Below are 16150 nucleotides of genomic sequence, written 5' to 3'. Positions count from 1 at the left end.
CGTGTTCGGGACTTGCACCCTATAGCTATCGCCCATGCTGGGCACACCGAAAAAAGTCCAACTTATCAGCTGGACTTTGGTTAATTTCAGGCTTCTATTGATTAAAAATCTTTGAACTTCTCCATGATATCCTCTGATATCCCGGTAAAGGAATAGCCTCCATCATGGAAAAGGTTTTGCATGGTCACCATTCGTGTCAAGTCTGAAAACATGGTCACAATGTAGTCTGCACAAGAATCCGCAGAAGCATTTCCAAGTGGAGACAAGGATTCGGCAAAATTGAAGAAAGAATCAAATCCTCCAATACCGGTTCCAGCAGTGGTCTTTGTTGGGGATTGTGAAATGGTATTTACCCGAACTTTTTTCAACTTACCAAATCTATATCCGTAGCCTCTGGCAATACTCTCCAATAGGGCCTTGGCATCAGCCATATCGGTATAAAACGGAAAAACCCGCTGTGCAGCAATATAGGACAAGCCCACGATAGACCCCCATTCTTTCATGACGTCCATTTTTTCTGCCACCTGCATCATTTTATGGAAGGAAATCGCCGAAACATCGTAAGATTTCATTGCCCAATCGTAGTTTAAATCCCCGTAACTCCTTCCTTTTCGAATATTGGGAGACATCCCGATGGAATGTAAAATAAAATCAAAATCACTTCCTAAATATTCCCTTCCCTCGGTGTATAATCTCTCAATATCCTCCAGTACAGTAGCATCAGCAGGGATGACGATGGTATTGCATTCTTGTGCTAATTCATTAATAGCACCCATCCGCATGGCGATTGGGGCATTGGTAAGGACAAAACGGGCTCCTTGCTCCTTAGCTTTGAGCGCTGTTTTCCAAGCAATTGAATTCTCATCAAGAGCACCTGTGATGATTCCGACTTTTCCTTTGAGCAAATTTTCAGGCATATGGCTTAATTGATTGTTGTCAAAAATTCTGGGTAAAAATAAGGAAATTTTGGGATTCACAGCCCTTATCCGGCCAGAAGCTCCCTTGCACTTGCAAGTGCAGAGGCAGATGGTTTTGCTCCTGCAATCATTTTAGCCAGCTCATCAATTCGTTCTGATTCGGTAAGTGGCTTGATTTTACTGATGGTTTTTTCGGAGGCATTATCCTTGTAGACAAAATAGTGCACGTCTCCTTTGGCGGCCACTTGAGGAAGATGGGTGATGCATATCACCTGATGCTGTCCAGCGATTTCTTTCATCATCCGTACCATCTGAAGCGCAACTTCTCCTGAAATCCCGGTATCAATTTCATCAAAAATCAAGGTAGGCAAAGCCATTTTGTCGGCCATTAAATACTTAATTGCAAAAAGTAACCTTGAAAATTCTCCACCAGAGGCAACTTTTTTAAGTGGCTGAGGCTGAGACCCCTTGTTGGCAGTAAAGAGAAATTCGATTTCATCAATTCCGGAAAGTGAAGGGGTTATTTCTTTCCGATCAATTTTTATTTGGGCATTTTCCATCCCCAAACCGGAGAGTAATTCTTGCAGTGATTTTTCGAAAGAGGAAAAACTTGCCATTCTCCGCTTACTTACTTTTTCTGCCTTTTCTCGCAGGCTTTTCTCCGCCTCTCTAAGTTGTTTCTCCGCCTTTTCCAGATGCTCATCCAAATTTTGAAATTGAAACACTTTGTCTGCTAATTCTTGCTCAATCTGGATCAATTCCTCCACTGAATTCACTCCGTGCTTTTTTTGAAGCTGATATATTTTACTTAGTCGATCTCGGGTTTCCTCGAGTTTTTCGAAGTCTACCTCTACTTGACTGTCTTCATCAGTTAACGATTCCAATAAATCCTTAAGTTCAATCCATGCAGCTTGAAAACGGTCTTGGAAAGGCTGAAACTTATGGGCTAACCGGGATAGGTGCTGCAGGGTATGCTGAATTTGCCCCAAGCCTTGAAGAACTCCAATTTGCTCCCCTTCAAACAGATCGATCACCTCGTTAATTTTAAGTTTGATCTCTTCTGCATTTTCAAGAATCTCCTGAGAAGATTCAAGCTCTTCTTGCTCTCCCCTTTGGAGCGCCAAAGCACTTAACTCATCCAATTGGAACTGATTGAAATCGGCCTCTTTTTGCAAATCCATCGCTTTTGATTTCAAGTCTTCAAACGCTTTCAACTCCTTTTTATAAGCTTTGAAGGCAATCTGATAAGGCTCCAACTCGGCACTACTCTGAGCAAATGCATCGACTAATCCTAACTGATATTGCCCATCTCCCAGCTGAAGGGTATCGTGCTGTGAGTGAATATCCATCAAGCGAGCTCCCAAGACTTTTAGCCGATCTAGTAAAACTGGGGTATCGTTGACAAATGAACGGGATTTACCACTAGGGCTGATTTCCCGACGAATGATACAGGTCTGATCATAGTCCAATTCCTCGGATTCAAAAAATGATTTCAATCCATAACTTCCAATGTCAAAAATACCCTCGATGATGCATTTTTGATCTTCATGCAGGAGGACTTTAGTATCTGCCCGATTTCCCAACAGCAAGCCTACCGCACCGAGCATAATGGATTTACCCGCTCCAGTTTCTCCAGTAATCATACTCAAGGCAGGACTGGGTCGCATATGCAACTGATCAATCAAGGCATAATTGGAAATACTCAAAGATTTTAGCATACTTAAAGGGGACTTGGTGCAAAGCTAAAAATTCCAGTTAGCTTCTCAGAAGTTCATTGTACATTCTGGCATTATTGGGATCGACTTTGAGGAGTAGTTCAACCGCCTCAGTACGGAGCTCAAGGGGTGCTCCTTTTAGAACCTTAGAAATTTCCTCTCCTTTGGCATCCATAAAGGAAATGGTCAAAATCCCATTGGGCTGGGCATCATTCGCATCTGAAACAATTCGAATGGCCTCAACTATATTTTCATAGGCCTTTTCAGGCTGAACTTGTAACAAATCTAATCCCTGCCGATGGTAAAGGTAATACGCCTCTCGAATGGCCGAAAAAACCGAAGAGGTATAAATGTCATTAATTAACCAATAACGGCTTCTTCGGTCAGAATTGCTCTGTGTCCATCCGGCTCTGCCTGATTGCTGCGCATTATTTACAATGTCATTGGCTATCGCAAAAAACTCATCTCCCCCGTTTTCCTGAAAAGTGTCGTAATCCAAGCCCAGCGTAATATTGGCATAAAAAGCCAAAAGTGAACTGATGTTATTCAGAAATGAAAATCGGTTAAACTCTAAGGGCTGAGATTCAATGTAATCAAAACTCCAGTTCCGATCTGCAAAATTGAAAATTAAAGACTCATAATTGGTGCCATAAACGGGACGAACCACTTGAACCTGAACGGTAGCAGAATAGGTACCTACCTGAGGAACCTCATTTATGGTAATCAGAAGATTTCCCTTGATTCGTTCCTCGGGTCTGAATTCATCCGATGTCCAAGACCGCCCATTTAAAAATTGCTCAAAGGAGCTTTTCATCTGATTAAATACATCGGTGTTTTGGATTCGCGCACGATCACTGTTGATGATTACAGTAAAATTGAGCTCTTGCGAAAGGCAAACTTCCGCCATGGTCCAAAGTAAAAAGGAAATGATCCATTTTTTCATAACCTAAAAATAAGAGAATTTATCAGGCTTGCTTCCAGTTGTCTCGCTTTTTGATTTCATCCAAAATAAGAGATGCAATCGACTCCTTCCGCTCAACGGCACTGCTTACTTTTTTACCATCTTGATGAAAAAGGTGAACGCGGTTGGTATCCAAACGAAATCCTGCACCACTTTCTTTCATCGAATTAAGCACAACGATGTCAAAATTTTTCTTCTTCAGTTTGCCTTTTGCATGTTCCTCTTCGTTTTCGGTCTCCAGTGCAAAGCCCACATGAATTTGTCCCGGCTTTTTGGATTGGCCGAGCGCCAAAGCGATATCGGTAGTCTTCTTCAGTGCAATACTCATTTCAGAATCCTCCTTCTTGATTTTTTCAGAGGCTATCGTTACAGGTGCGTAATCCGCCACCGCTGCAGCAAACACCACAATATCAACTTGGGAATGAAGTGCGGCTGCAGCCTCATACATGGATTGGGCCGAGAATACGTCATGCCAATGAAACTTCTCTTTGGAAACCTGAATGGAAATGGGTCCGGAAACCACAAAAACCTCCGCTCCCCGAGCTAAAAAAGCTTCTGCAAGAGCATAGCCCATTTTTCCACTCGAATGATTACTGATAAAGCGAACCGGATCGATGGCTTCTTGAGTGGGGCCCATGGTGATCAAGACTTTCTTTCCTTGAAAATCTAGCTTCTTTTGAAAAAAACGATTGACTTCCTCAAACACATGCTCCGGCTCCATCATTCTTCCTTGACCAGACAATCCACTGGCCAATTCGCCCGATTCAGCATCCAAAATCTGATTTCCAAAAGACTGAATACGAGCTAAATTAGTCCGAACAGCGGGATGCTGATACATGTCCAAATCCATCGCAGGAGCCAACATAACCGGACAACGGGCTGAGAGATAGGTGGCGGTGAGCAGATTATCACAGATGCCATTGGCGAGCTTTGCCAGGGTATTGGCACTCAATGGGGCAATCAAAAAAAGATCTGCCCAAAGGCTTAATTCGACATGATTGTTCCAAACTCCAGTTTCATCTTTTTGAAATTGATGAAGAGCGGGCCTCTTGGAAAGGGTTGCCAAGGTCAAAGGGCTAATAAAATCAAGAGCAGAAGCGCTCATAATGATTTGCACTTCTGCTCCTGCTTTTCTTAATAAACGGGTCAGATGGGCGGATTTGTACGCGGCAATACTGCCCGTCACACCTAAAATGATCCGCTTCCCCTGAAGGTTCATTTTTATTGCTCTGATTCTTGTTCGGGGAATCTGTGGTAAATTTTCCCCTCAACGAATTCTTCTAAGGCCAAAGTAGAGGGCTTAGGCATTCGCTCATAAAATTTGGAGATTTCGATTTGTTCCTTGTTCTCAAAGACCTCTTCCAAATTATCCACCGTGGAGGCAAACTCAGACAATTTTGTATTCAACTCTTCCTTAAGATTAGAAGAAATTTGCTTTGCACGCTGTCCGATCACATGGATGGATTCATAGATGTTGCCGGTTGGTTCGGCTATTTTTTCTAGATCTCGCGTAATGATGGATGGATTGACTGCCATTTTATTTATTCGTTTGTTAATTTCTGTTTGATTCGACTAATTCTTCAGCTTGTTTTTTTTGTTCGGCTTCCCGTTCGGCATATTGTTTTTTAAGCTCAAGGTGGGAGGTCAACTCTTCTTTGGAGGAGGCTTCATATTTTTTCACCTCAGAAAGGTATTTACTGTCCGGATATTTTCGGAAAAAATCTGAAGCAAAGTTTAAAGACTCATTTAATCGTTCTTCCTTTTTATTGAAAACACTGTTCATGGCATAGGTAGAACTCACCTCAACCAGTTTGTAAGCCAATTCCTCGTTGTATTTACTTTCAGGATAATCTCTAGCAAAGTTTTGAAAATTGACAATACATGCTTTTCGGTATTCTCCAGGAAATAAGCCATCTTTCAAGCGGTAGTACATAGTTGCTTCTTGGTAGGCTTTTTCTTCAAACCTCGACTCTAAATCCTCCAGCATTTCCATTGCCCGTTCGTAACTGGCTGAGCCGGGAAACTGTATAACAAATTGCTGAATGGCCGCAACTGCTTCTTGACTACTCTGCTGATCCAAATTGTAATCTGGAGAATCCAAGTACAAGGCATAGGCATTCATAAATAAGGCTTCTTCCGCTAAAGGACTTCTGTTGTAAGTCCGGTAGAAGTTGTTGAAATATCCTGCCGCCTCAATGTATCGCTTCGTTTTAAAGTGGCAATTGGCATAATTGTAATCTGCCAATTCAGCCTTTTCACTTCCCCTAATCACCGGCAAAACCTTATCATAAAGAATAATAGCCTTGTTGTATTCTCCTTTTTGGTAATAATCATTCGCTCCCTCGTAAAGCTCTTCCCAATTGGTGCTTTTTTCAAGCTTGCTAAATGGACCACAGGAAGCGGCTAGGAGTGAAATAAATAAAAGGGAAAGGATGGATAAACGCATGTTCATTTTCAAGACCGCAAATATACGGGATATTAATTGGTATTCAAACGGATAGATCAGAGGATAGATTTACTTCTTTACAACGAGTTTTTTTGTGACAATATTTTTATTGTCGACAAAAAGCGTGTAAAAATATACTCCCGGGTTAAAGTCAGAGACATTGACCTGAAGGGTAGTTCGCTCAGGGTCCAGCTCATATTCTGCAACTGGATTCCCAATAAAGCTGTTAATTGAGATTTTGGCTTTGGAAGACCTGTTTTTGATTAAGTAGTCAAAATAGGCCATTCGATTGCTCGGATTAGGGTATACATCGCTCAAGGAAAGGGCCTGGTAATCAAATTCATCAACCTTCTTTTCTGGATTGGAAACTTCGTATTGAGCCTCCACCAAAAAGGCATCGCGTATGTTTTCCACATTGACAAAGAACAAATCAAAACTCCCTCTGGTCTCCGCAATCCCCATTTCAAACTCTACATAAAGGTCTGTGATGATTTCACCCGGCTCCATGATTAATTTAACTTTTGCCAAGTCCTTTTTGGCATCAAAGCATTGCTCCCCTACACAGATTTTCATGTTTTGCGAGGAGCCTATACTACCTCGGATATTTTTGAGGTAAAAGGTCTTGGCACGGTCGGATTCATTTTGAATCAAAATACTTTTCCGTTGCGAAGAACCAATGTCTCCCACAAACTCCAAGTTCTCACTCAAAACACGAATATCCTGGGCTTCCACTAAAAATGGGAGCGACAGCATGAGCCATGTGAAAAGTTTGAAAATTTTGTTCATGTAAAGTTTTACGCTATAAGCTCTTCGATTTTTTTAATCTCTAAACAATATACGGACAAAATTAACTCCTGGATAGCCTCTGAGCGAAAAAATGCGGTTAATTGTTGTTAAGCCTTTTAAAATTTTTCCTGCCTTTGATCGTTTGCCCCTTTGATCTTGGTAGGGGCCTTTTTCAAACGACTCTTTAGCTCCGATGAAACGCTTTTTTCCAGTGATTTCTCCATCTCTTCCTCGGTAGGCATTCTGAGTCTGACATTGGGAATGTCGAATAGATTTTTTTGATCTAAATCAATTTCATCTACTTTTCGCCATGCCAAAATATCCTCCATTCGAGGCTTTTCTTCTTCTCTCCATTGGAAACCTTCCAATCGTGTTGATTTTTCATCGGTATCCTGAATAGGAATAAACCTCCCATCAGGTTTTACCCCATAATTAACACGGCGTACGGCCCCATCTTGAAAGTTCAACCGTATCGTAGCGGAAAGCGTTCGATTGATCCCTTGATTTAGTGTATCCCCCTCCAAAGCATAGTAAAGCGACTCCCCATTTCCTTCAATAAAAAGCTGTCTGATTTCTCCTTCCCCAAAAAAAGCAGTCATTTTTCTCCCTTTCATCTGATTAAAATTAGCCAGAGTATCAGTCATGACTGAAAACACTTTTTCTTTCATGATAGCCCGCTCCAGTTCCTCATTAACCAGGTAAAAAACCATTGAATCGGCAGAAATCTGGTTCCTTTGATTCCATATCACCGGATCATTAAACAGCTGGATAGAAGAATCCGCATAATTGTATACCAAAGAATCAGCAATCCCAGAAAGGTCCGATTTGATGAGGTTTATGGATCGAAAAGCCTTCAAAAATCTCAGGGAATCCCCTTCCTTATCCTGTGAAATCAGCGTATCGGAAATCATAAATAAGGTATCCTTCTCAAAGTATTTTCTTACTAGCGCATTGCCATATACACGACTATACCCACGGTCTTCCCAATAATTTCCCACATCCCCAAAAATCTCTACCTCTCGCTCTTTATTTAAGACAGCCACCCGGCCCTTTCCTTCGTAGTAAGCGTCCAGCTCTCGATAGATCAATTCGTCTGCTTTCACTCGACTGTTTTCGGTATCCACCACACCTTCAAAAAACCGGAACTGTTTGGTTTGCGTATGGTAAAAACTCCCCCGTTGAGCGTCAAGCGTGGTTCCATCCTCTGCGATTAGATTTGTTAAACCTTTGGTTTCTGCCGTCTTGGGAATCGTCATATAGACCAGATGATTGGTTTTCATCGTATAGTCCGGATTGACCAAAATCACCTCTTCATTAAAAGTAATGCGTTCCAAATTGACCTCATATCGACCTTTCACACTCGTCAGTACATTGGTGGTATCCACTACTTTCCCTTCATTGAAGTACACCGCCACATTTGCGGCTCGATCGAAATCCAAGTAATCGGTGTATAATGAGGTCTCCCCATTCGTCATCACTACATTGGTCCGGAGTTTGGCCAATTTGGTATTTCCATTGTAATCGGCATAAGCACTTCGAGTAGTTACTGAATCTTCCAAATTTTCAATAAATACCCGACCATAAAGTTTGGCTACATTTTGGGCACGGTAAAAGTGAGCCGAATCACAGTTGATGAGTGTACTTTGATTTTTCATCTTTACATCCCCATACAGCCGCTGAAAACCCTGGGCCCCTACCAAAGAATCTGCCCTAATGATCTCCAGCTGATTACTCCCCTCAGACTGTTCCGAAGAGGCAGAGGCATCTCGACGTGGATTGCCTTGCGAAAAGGTGGTTTCGGAAAACAGCAGCAAAAGGAAGAATAAAACCGGGAAGAGATTTCTCATGATGAATCGACAGTGGGCAAAATTAGTAGAAAAAGCTATTTTTGATCAATGATCACAGCCTTTAAAACGCATATACGTCAAAAGAACCTTTTGGATGCTCACAAAACCTATTTACTGGCCTGTAGCGGGGGACTAGACAGCATGGTTCTGGGAGAGCTTTTATTGGAATCGGGTGTGAACTTCGAAGTTGCCCATATGAATTTTCAATTGCGTGGACGTGAAAGTAGAGGCGATGAAGATTTTGTCGCAACTTGGGCAGAAAAAAATTCCCTGAAGCTCCACACCCAACGTGTGGATGCTGAAACGTTTGCATCCCAACAAAAAATTTCCATTCAGATGGCTGCACGGCAGCTTCGATACGAATGGTTTGAGAAACTGCGTCAGGCTAGAAACCTATCGGGAATTATCCTCGCCCATCATGAAGATGATCAAGTAGAAACCGTTTTTTTGAATCTTCTCCGAGGCACCGGACTGGATGGGTTACAAGGTATGGCAGATCGAAATGGTCAGTTGATAAGACCCTTATTGACCTTTTCTAGAGAAGACCTAGCCGCATTTGCGCAAGAAAAAAAAATTAGCTGGCGGGAAGACAGTTCCAACCAAAAAACCGACTACAAACGGAATAAGCTGCGATTGGAAGTCCTCCCAAAACTTTATGAAAGCAACCCAGACGCTAAAAAAAATCTGCTAGCAAGTCTTGCCCGGATTAAAGACAGCACCCGAGCTTTTGGAGGTCTTTATGAGCAGTGGATCCAACAACATGTCCGCAAAGAGGATGATGTGTCATTTTTGGCGATTTCAAGATTTATTCACATGCCCGGAGCAGTTAGTTTAATTTACCTGTGGATTAGGTCCTTTGGATTCAACTCAGATCAGGCAGAGTCTATTTATCAGGCTGCCAAATCCGGCGAAGTGGGTAAAATTTTCACCTCCACTACACACCTTTTGAATCTGGATCGGGATGATTTGATTCTAATGCCTCAGCGCCCAGATTTCCAGGCTTTGGAAATTTCAGAAAATGATATCGAAGTTTTTTTACCGGAGAATACTTATGACTTAATCAAGCTAAGCTGTCCAGTTTCCCTAGATACCCATCGAAGCAATGCCATGCTGGACCTGGAACAGTTAGAATTTCCTTTGGTGATCCGAAACTGGGTAATTGGGGATCGATTTATTCCTCTTGGAATGAAAAACAGTAAAAAGGTATCGGACTTTTTAATAGATTTGAAAGTACCATTAGCACAGAAATCCAAAATCAAGGTGCTCGTTTCCGGCGGAAAAATCGCCTGGATTGTCGGATATCGAATTGCAGAATGGGCTAAATACAATCCAGCAACTCGGAAATTGCTTTACTTCAAACAAAAAGTCCATGCGTAACCCTTTTTCCAAGACCTATACAGAAGAAGATCTGCAGTTGTTTGATTTTCTAAGATTAATCAAATTTTTTGAACGGCTTAAAAACAAAGAGATGGAACGTTTTCTCCCGGCCATGCATCAGCGCAAATACAAGAGGGATGAGGTTGTCTTTTTCAGTAAAGATCCCAGCCAGGCGCTTTATTTGGTCAAGAAGGGAAAAGTCAATTTAATGATTGATATTAAAGACAATTTCGAAACCATTCTGGAAATCAACCGCGGAGAAGCGTTTGGTGAAAATTCACTTTTAGAAAATGCCAAAAGAACTTACACCGCACTGGTCACCTCAGATGAAGCAGATTTGATCGTGATACCGCATTTTGTGATTCAGGAAATCTTTGATTCCAATCCAAAAATAAAAGCCAAAATGATGACCTCCTTGTCGGAATATTACAATGAAAATAATCAGCGCCTATTTCGATCTTACCGGGAGTCGTTTGGTTTTTTCAGCTTGAGGCAGATGTTTGAATGAAGTAATTCACTTTTCTTTCCATTTTCGTCCCCAATCCCTACCGCCAAACAAAGTATTCACTTTCGGGTTTCGAATCCTGTCTTTGTTAATTAACTTAGCGTCGCTTTTAGGCAGTTACCAATAATAAATCAAAACATAATTATGAGCAAAGTTACCGTAGTAGGGGCTGGAAATGTCGGTGCAACCTGCGCTGATGTATTGGCCTATCGCGAAATCGCCGAAGAAATTGTTTTAGTTGACATCAAAGAAGGCGTAGCTGAAGGAAAATCGCTTGATATTTGGCAAAAGGCACCCATCAATCAGTACGATAGCCGGACGATTGGCAGCACCAATGATTACAGCAAAACTGCCAATTCAGATGTGGTGGTCATCACCTCAGGACTTCCGAGAAAACCGGGGATGACTCGGGATGATTTGATTGAAACCAATGCCGGAATTGTAAAATCAGTTACTGAAAATGTGATCAAATATTCCCCCGATGCCATCATCATCGTAGTTTCAAATCCATTGGATGTGATGACTTATCAGGCTCACCTGACCTCCAAACTCCCTAGAACGAAGGTTATGGGAATGGCTGGAATCTTGGATACGGCAAGATATCGTGCGTTTTTAGCTGAAGAGTTGAACGTATCTGCTAAAGAAATTCAAGCCATTTTAATGGGTGGACATGGCGATACGATGGTACCCTTACCAAGATATACTACCGTTGCTGGAATCCCGGTGACCGAATTAGTCGCCAAAGATAAACTTGACGCCATCATCGAGCGAACCAAATTCGGAGGAGGTGAACTTGTTAAATTAATGGGTACCTCCGCATGGTACGCACCTGGCTCTGCTGCTGCACAAATGGTAGAAGCCATTCTAAAAAATCAGCGAAGAGTATTCCCAGTATGTATCAAGCTGGAAGGAGAATATGGAATCGATGATTGCTACCTTGGAGTGCCAGTAATTCTCGGAAAAAATGGCATCGAAAAGGTCATTGAGTTGGACCTAAATCAAGAAGAAAAAGACCTCCTCGAAACCTCCAGGGGACACGTCAAAGAAGTCATGAGTGTATTGGACAACTTATCCAACTAAATACATCTATTGACTAAAACCCGGCCTCCGAACGTTCTGGTTGGAGCCGGGTTTTATTATTATTTGATTGCCTGGATTTGACTACTCGCCTGTGAAACTCTGGAAAAGCCTTCTTATTTTAGTCCTGATTACCAGTGGTGGCCTTGCTGCTTATTGGGTGTATGACACCTATTTTGCAAAGACTGAAGTCAAACCGCTCGATTTGATCAGTCAAGATGCGGTTTTTGTATTTGAAAGTGAGCAGGGATCCACTACTTGGAATGCGCTTGTCGAGCATCCTTCTTGGGAAATTTTCCAAAGCTTCCCTGCTTTCCAAAAAATCTCTTCCCAACTCCAAGCACTCGATAGCCTCACCGGCAATAGCGGCCAGATCAGCAAAATTCTATCAGGCAATACACTGACAGTCAGCTACCACTCCATTGGGGCAGACAGTTTTGACCTGCTTTACACGCTGTCGGCGAGCACGAAAACGGGCCCCAATCTACTCGATGAATTAAAATCAAAACTTCCCCGAAACAGCAAGATTAACGAGAGAAAATACTCCGATCAACCTGTTTTTGAATATTTTGATGCTTCCAATACCCGGGTGTGGACTTTTTCATTTTTAGGCCCAATACTAATTATCTCCCAGTCCTCGGCAGTCGTCGAAGAAGCCATCAGGCATTACCTCAACCCAGAATTGATCACCTATCATGACCTGATTTCTGCCAACTCCTCAATTGATTATGAATTGGGAAGATTATGGGTGAACTCCCAAGGAATCAAAACACTCATGAGTGGTACGCTGTCAAACCGGGACCAAGATATTGTCCAAAGTATCGGGAGCTTTTCTGCACTTGCCGGACTGGAATTGTTTTTGGACGAAGGTCAACTCAGATTCGAAGGACCGGTTTGGTTTCCAGATACCATAGATTTTACGCCCTCCATCCAGGCAAATATAAGCCAACTGGAACAGGCCATTTCTGCCCGGGCAATTGCGGTAACCCAAATCAACTTAGGCAGCATCTTTGAAACTCAGAAACTGGTGAACCGCGCATTTCCGAGTAAATCAACCTTGGCTGCAGAAATCCAGCGAAATCTGCTAGATAAAGGCCTATTGGATGATTTTACCGGAGAAATCTACCTGCTTGACCTAGAACCCTACGGAGGCTCCTCCACCAACAAAGCACTTTTGGTCAGAAGCAAAAATACCGAAGCGGCTATTTCCTTATTTTCTGAATACTTAATGAATACAGAAGGTGAAACCACGGGAGATTTTTATGCCGGAAGAGATATTTTATTTATTGACGAAGAGGAGTTTCCAGCCTATATATTCGGGGGTAAATTTATGGGGTTTGAACAGACCTATCTTGCTGAGGTCGATGAGCTGTTGATTTTTGCCAATACTCAGCAAAGCATGAAACTGATTCTAGACGACATACAAAGTGGAAATACATGGGCTAATGCCAATCGTGCCCCAGAAGGAAAAATTGCACTTACGCCTACTGCAGGTTTTTCAAAAATTATCTTGACTAAAAACAGTTGGGACAAGTGGATAGCAGAAACCAACTCCTCATGGCGCACTTTCCTCCAAAAATATCAATCCGCATTTCAGGCCTTTCCTTACCTATCCTTCCGGATCAATCAACTTGCGGATGGTCCAAAGGCTAGTTTGACTATTCCCTTTCAATCAGCAAACCTCCAAAACATCGCATCCGAGACTTCTAGTGTAAGCATGGAAGCACAGAACCGCATTGGTTTTGATGCAAGACTGACCTATGGTCCGAAAGTTGCGATCAATCACTTAGACCTCACCGAGGATTTGGTGGTTCAGAATGAAAACCAAGTCGTTTATCAGGTGAATTCTGCTGGAGAAATTGTTTATTCTGTACCCCTTGACGGGCCGATAATTTCAGATTTGTTCCAGGTGGACTATTACCGAAATAACAAACTGCAAATTCTCTTTGCGACTCAAAATTCCATTTATGGGATTGACCGTTTGGGAAATCCATTACCCAATTACCCCATCAAAATTCCGGGAGAACAAATCACCCACCTCAATTTGGTGGATTACGACAACAATAAAAACTACCGCTATTTTGTCGCGACGCAATCAGGGAACCTTTACCTACTCGACAAAACGGGGAAGCAACTTGAAGGATGGAATCCACTTTCCACTACGGAGCCCTTAGTGAACCCTCCAAGCCACCTCCGCGTACCGGGACAAGGCGATTTTATGGTGAGTTTAAGCCCATCAGGCAACTTAAATTTATTTAACCGAAGGGGCGAGTACCAAGCCGGATCTCCAATCTCCTTAGGTAATTCCTTTTCATCGGGAATGATTTTGGAGCGAAACCCCAACTCAGGGGCATTTCAATTAGTCGGAGTGACGCAAAGCGGCGAAGTGGTGCGGGTAAATTTCAACGGGGAGATCACTTACCGAAACCAACTGATCAAAGAAGATCGGGACAGTGAGTTTATGCTCATTCCTGATCAAAAAAATCAGGACTACCTAATTCTCACTAGAAACTATAACCAAGTGAAGGTAATGGATCGTCAGGAAAACGAACTTTTCACGGCTCGGGTTTCTGAAGGGGATTTGGACTATCAGTATTTTGACTTCGGAGGAAAAAGACAGATTGTAGTGATCACAGATCTCACCCAAGAATTTTCCTACCTCTATAACAAGGATGGGGATTTATTGACTCAACTTCCTCCTGAAAGCAGTGGAACGCTTCACATCAGCTATCTAGCCAACCAAGGCAAATTACTGATTCGCACCATTGCCGGTAATTATTTGACCACTTACCAACTTAGCGAGTAGCTTTGGGTCGGGCGTGGGATTTGACTAAATTGGGGCAACTTTAATCAACAATGCAGAAAAACCTATTACTCTTCCTCGTTTTTTTTAGTTTGATCGCCAACCAGGCAAAGGGGCAGTTAGTCGAAGACACGATCGTCAAAGATCAATTTTCGAATCAAATCAATCTCAGCTCACCGTATTACACCACTCTTTCCTTTTTCTACAATTTGGAAGAATCGAACTTCAATCCAGATGAAGCCGCTAAGACCCTCCGGATTTCCGAGGAAATGGATCAGAGTGAGGAGACTTTGGCCATTAAGTTAAAACAAATTTTTGAGGGCAAAGGAGTCATGGTTCGCACCAGTTCCATTCCCAATGTATCCGATTACCAAGACAGCACCTCAGGAGTCGGCCAACCCATATTTTATTTCGATAAATCAAAACTGCCGGGGGTATTTTTAGAAAAGGTGGACAACCAGTGGAAATTTTCCTCTTTTACCGTCAGTCAAATCCCGGATTTGCATAAAGAGACCTACCCTTATGGAACTGATCGGCTTCTCAACCTGCTGCCCAAAATCGGAAACCAAGAATACTTTGGGCTGTACTTATGGCAGCTATCAGGTCTATTTTTGCTGGTTTTCATCGTTTTTCTTGCCCATTTCTTTTTCACCTTCCTATTAGACAAAGGCTTGGTTTATTTTTTCAAGCGGCTCGAATACCAACAAATTGGCGAAAATTACATTCTTCCGGTGGCACGGATCCTATCCTATTACCTCATTGTCCTTTTGCTTTCGGTGTTTATGCCTGTGCTTCAGTTGCCAGTTGAAATCTGGTCATGGATCATCGTCATTTTAAATACCCTCAAACCCTTATTTATCACCGTTGCTTTTTATAAACTGGTCAATGTAGTAGCCGTATATTTTGCACGGTTAGCAACCAAAACCGAGTCCACACTCGATGATCAGTTGGTTCCGTTAATGCGAAAAACGCTGAAAGCGTTTGTAGTGGTCATAGGTACCTTATTCATTTTGCGGGATGGACTTAATCTGGATATCATTCCATTTCTGACTGGATTATCCATTGGGGGTGTCGCCATAGCCCTTGCTGCCCAGGATACGATCAAAAATTTCTTTGGTTCGGTAATGATTTTCATCGATAAACCTTTCCAAGTTGGCGATTGGATAACTTCGGGTGACATTGATGGCACAGTAGAGGAAGTGGGATTTCGATCTACCAGAATCCGTACGTTCAGAAATTCACTCATGTACGTTCCCAACGGCAAAATCGCAGATGCCGTACTGGACAATCATGGCTTGAGAAGATATCGGCGATTTTTAACTACCTTGACGGTAACTTACGACACTCCTCCCCTCTTAATTGAGGAGTTTGTCAAGGGACTTCGTGAAATCGTAGCCGCTCATCCCGATACCCGAAAGGATTATTACCACATTTATTTCAATAATCTTTCTGCCTACAGTCAGGACATCATGTTTTACATATTTTTCGAGGTCCCCGGCTGGCCTGATGAACTCCGTGCTCGACATGAAGTATTAATCCAAATCGTCAAATTAGCCAATACGCTAGGGGTTCGTTTTGCCTTCCCGACGCAGACTCTCCACATGGAGTCTTTCCCTGAAAAGAAAGAGTTGATTCCTGAATACCCCTCAGATTCCACCTTTTATCAGAAAAAACTTGGAGAGTTTCTAACCAACGAATTGAAGAAAAAATAAACCG

The 16150-nt window shown here is 42.4% G+C and carries 13 protein-coding genes; 5 read left to right on the top strand and 8 right to left on the bottom strand.

Features of this window, described 5'->3' with window-relative positions:
* Positions 1 to 101: 101 nt before the first annotated feature.
* The 8 genes from Q0L00_RS10585 to Q0L00_RS10550 form a co-directional block, all read right to left on the bottom strand.
* Entirely contained in the window at positions 102 to 917 is an 816-nt protein-coding gene (locus Q0L00_RS10585) for an SDR family oxidoreductase (RefSeq protein ID WP_297336840.1), read from the bottom strand.
* A 65-nt stretch (positions 918 to 982) separates the two neighbouring features.
* Positions 983 to 2635 (bottom strand): DNA repair protein RecN, encoded by a 1653-nt coding sequence (gene recN, locus Q0L00_RS10580; protein WP_297336839.1) that lies wholly within the window; start codon positions 2633 to 2635, stop codon positions 983 to 985.
* A gap of 37 nt (positions 2636 to 2672) precedes the next feature.
* Positions 2673 to 3575 (bottom strand): DUF4835 family protein, encoded by a 903-nt coding sequence (locus Q0L00_RS10575; RefSeq protein WP_297336838.1) that lies wholly within the window; start codon positions 3573 to 3575, stop codon positions 2673 to 2675.
* A 22-nt stretch (positions 3576 to 3597) separates the two neighbouring features.
* Entirely contained in the window at positions 3598 to 4812 is a 1215-nt protein-coding gene (coaBC, locus tag Q0L00_RS10570; RefSeq protein ID WP_297336837.1) for a bifunctional phosphopantothenoylcysteine decarboxylase/phosphopantothenate--cysteine ligase CoaBC, read from the bottom strand.
* Between the two features lie 2 nt (positions 4813 to 4814).
* Positions 4815 to 5129 (bottom strand): DNA-directed RNA polymerase subunit omega, encoded by a 315-nt coding sequence (locus tag Q0L00_RS10565; RefSeq protein WP_297336836.1) that lies wholly within the window; start codon positions 5127 to 5129, stop codon positions 4815 to 4817.
* A 16-nt stretch (positions 5130 to 5145) separates the two neighbouring features.
* Complete coding sequence (gene bamD / locus Q0L00_RS10560; RefSeq protein ID WP_297336835.1) at positions 5146 to 6039, bottom strand: outer membrane protein assembly factor BamD; 894 nt, start codon at positions 6037 to 6039, stop codon at positions 5146 to 5148.
* Between the two features lie 69 nt (positions 6040 to 6108).
* The gene (locus tag Q0L00_RS10555) at positions 6109 to 6825 is read right to left on the bottom strand and encodes a T9SS type A sorting domain-containing protein (RefSeq protein ID WP_297336834.1); all 717 of its coding nucleotides are present in this window, start codon (positions 6823 to 6825) and stop codon (positions 6109 to 6111) included.
* 116 nt (positions 6826 to 6941) lie between these two features.
* Positions 6942 to 8672, bottom strand: a complete 1731-nt coding sequence (locus Q0L00_RS10550) for an OstA-like protein (RefSeq protein WP_297336833.1) — start codon at positions 8670 to 8672, stop codon at positions 6942 to 6944.
* Positions 8673 to 8720: 48 nt separating this feature from the next.
* On the opposite strand from Q0L00_RS10550, the gene tilS reads away from it, so the two are divergent.
* The 5 genes from tilS to Q0L00_RS10525 all read left to right on the top strand — a co-directional run bounded on the left by tilS (position 8721) and on the right by Q0L00_RS10525 (position 16146).
* The gene (tilS, locus tag Q0L00_RS10545; protein ID WP_297336832.1) at positions 8721 to 10049 is read left to right on the top strand and encodes a tRNA lysidine(34) synthetase TilS; all 1329 of its coding nucleotides are present in this window, start codon (positions 8721 to 8723) and stop codon (positions 10047 to 10049) included.
* Positions 10042 to 10557: a cyclic nucleotide-binding domain-containing protein gene (locus Q0L00_RS10540; RefSeq protein ID WP_297336831.1), complete on the top strand. Its 516-nt coding sequence runs from the start codon at positions 10042 to 10044 to the stop codon at positions 10555 to 10557. The genes tilS and Q0L00_RS10540 overlap by 8 nt, the downstream gene beginning before the upstream one ends.
* A 141-nt stretch (positions 10558 to 10698) precedes the next feature.
* Entirely contained in the window at positions 10699 to 11634 is a 936-nt protein-coding gene (gene mdh / locus Q0L00_RS10535) for a malate dehydrogenase (RefSeq protein ID WP_297336830.1), read from the top strand.
* A 91-nt stretch (positions 11635 to 11725) separates the two neighbouring features.
* A complete protein-coding gene (locus Q0L00_RS10530) occupies positions 11726 to 14437 on the top strand; it encodes a hypothetical protein (protein WP_297336829.1) in 2712 nt (903 codons plus the stop codon).
* Positions 14438 to 14487: 50 nt separating this feature from the next.
* Complete coding sequence (locus tag Q0L00_RS10525) at positions 14488 to 16146, top strand: mechanosensitive ion channel family protein (protein ID WP_297336828.1); 1659 nt, start codon at positions 14488 to 14490, stop codon at positions 16144 to 16146.
* The last annotated feature ends 4 nt before the right edge of the window (positions 16147 to 16150 follow it).

Source organism: Algoriphagus sp., from assembly GCF_024305035.1.
Lineage (GTDB): Bacteria > Bacteroidota > Bacteroidia > Cytophagales > Cyclobacteriaceae > Algoriphagus.
The sequence above is the reverse complement of the archived record's forward strand: the minus strand, read 5'-3'. Positions and strand labels throughout refer to the sequence as shown.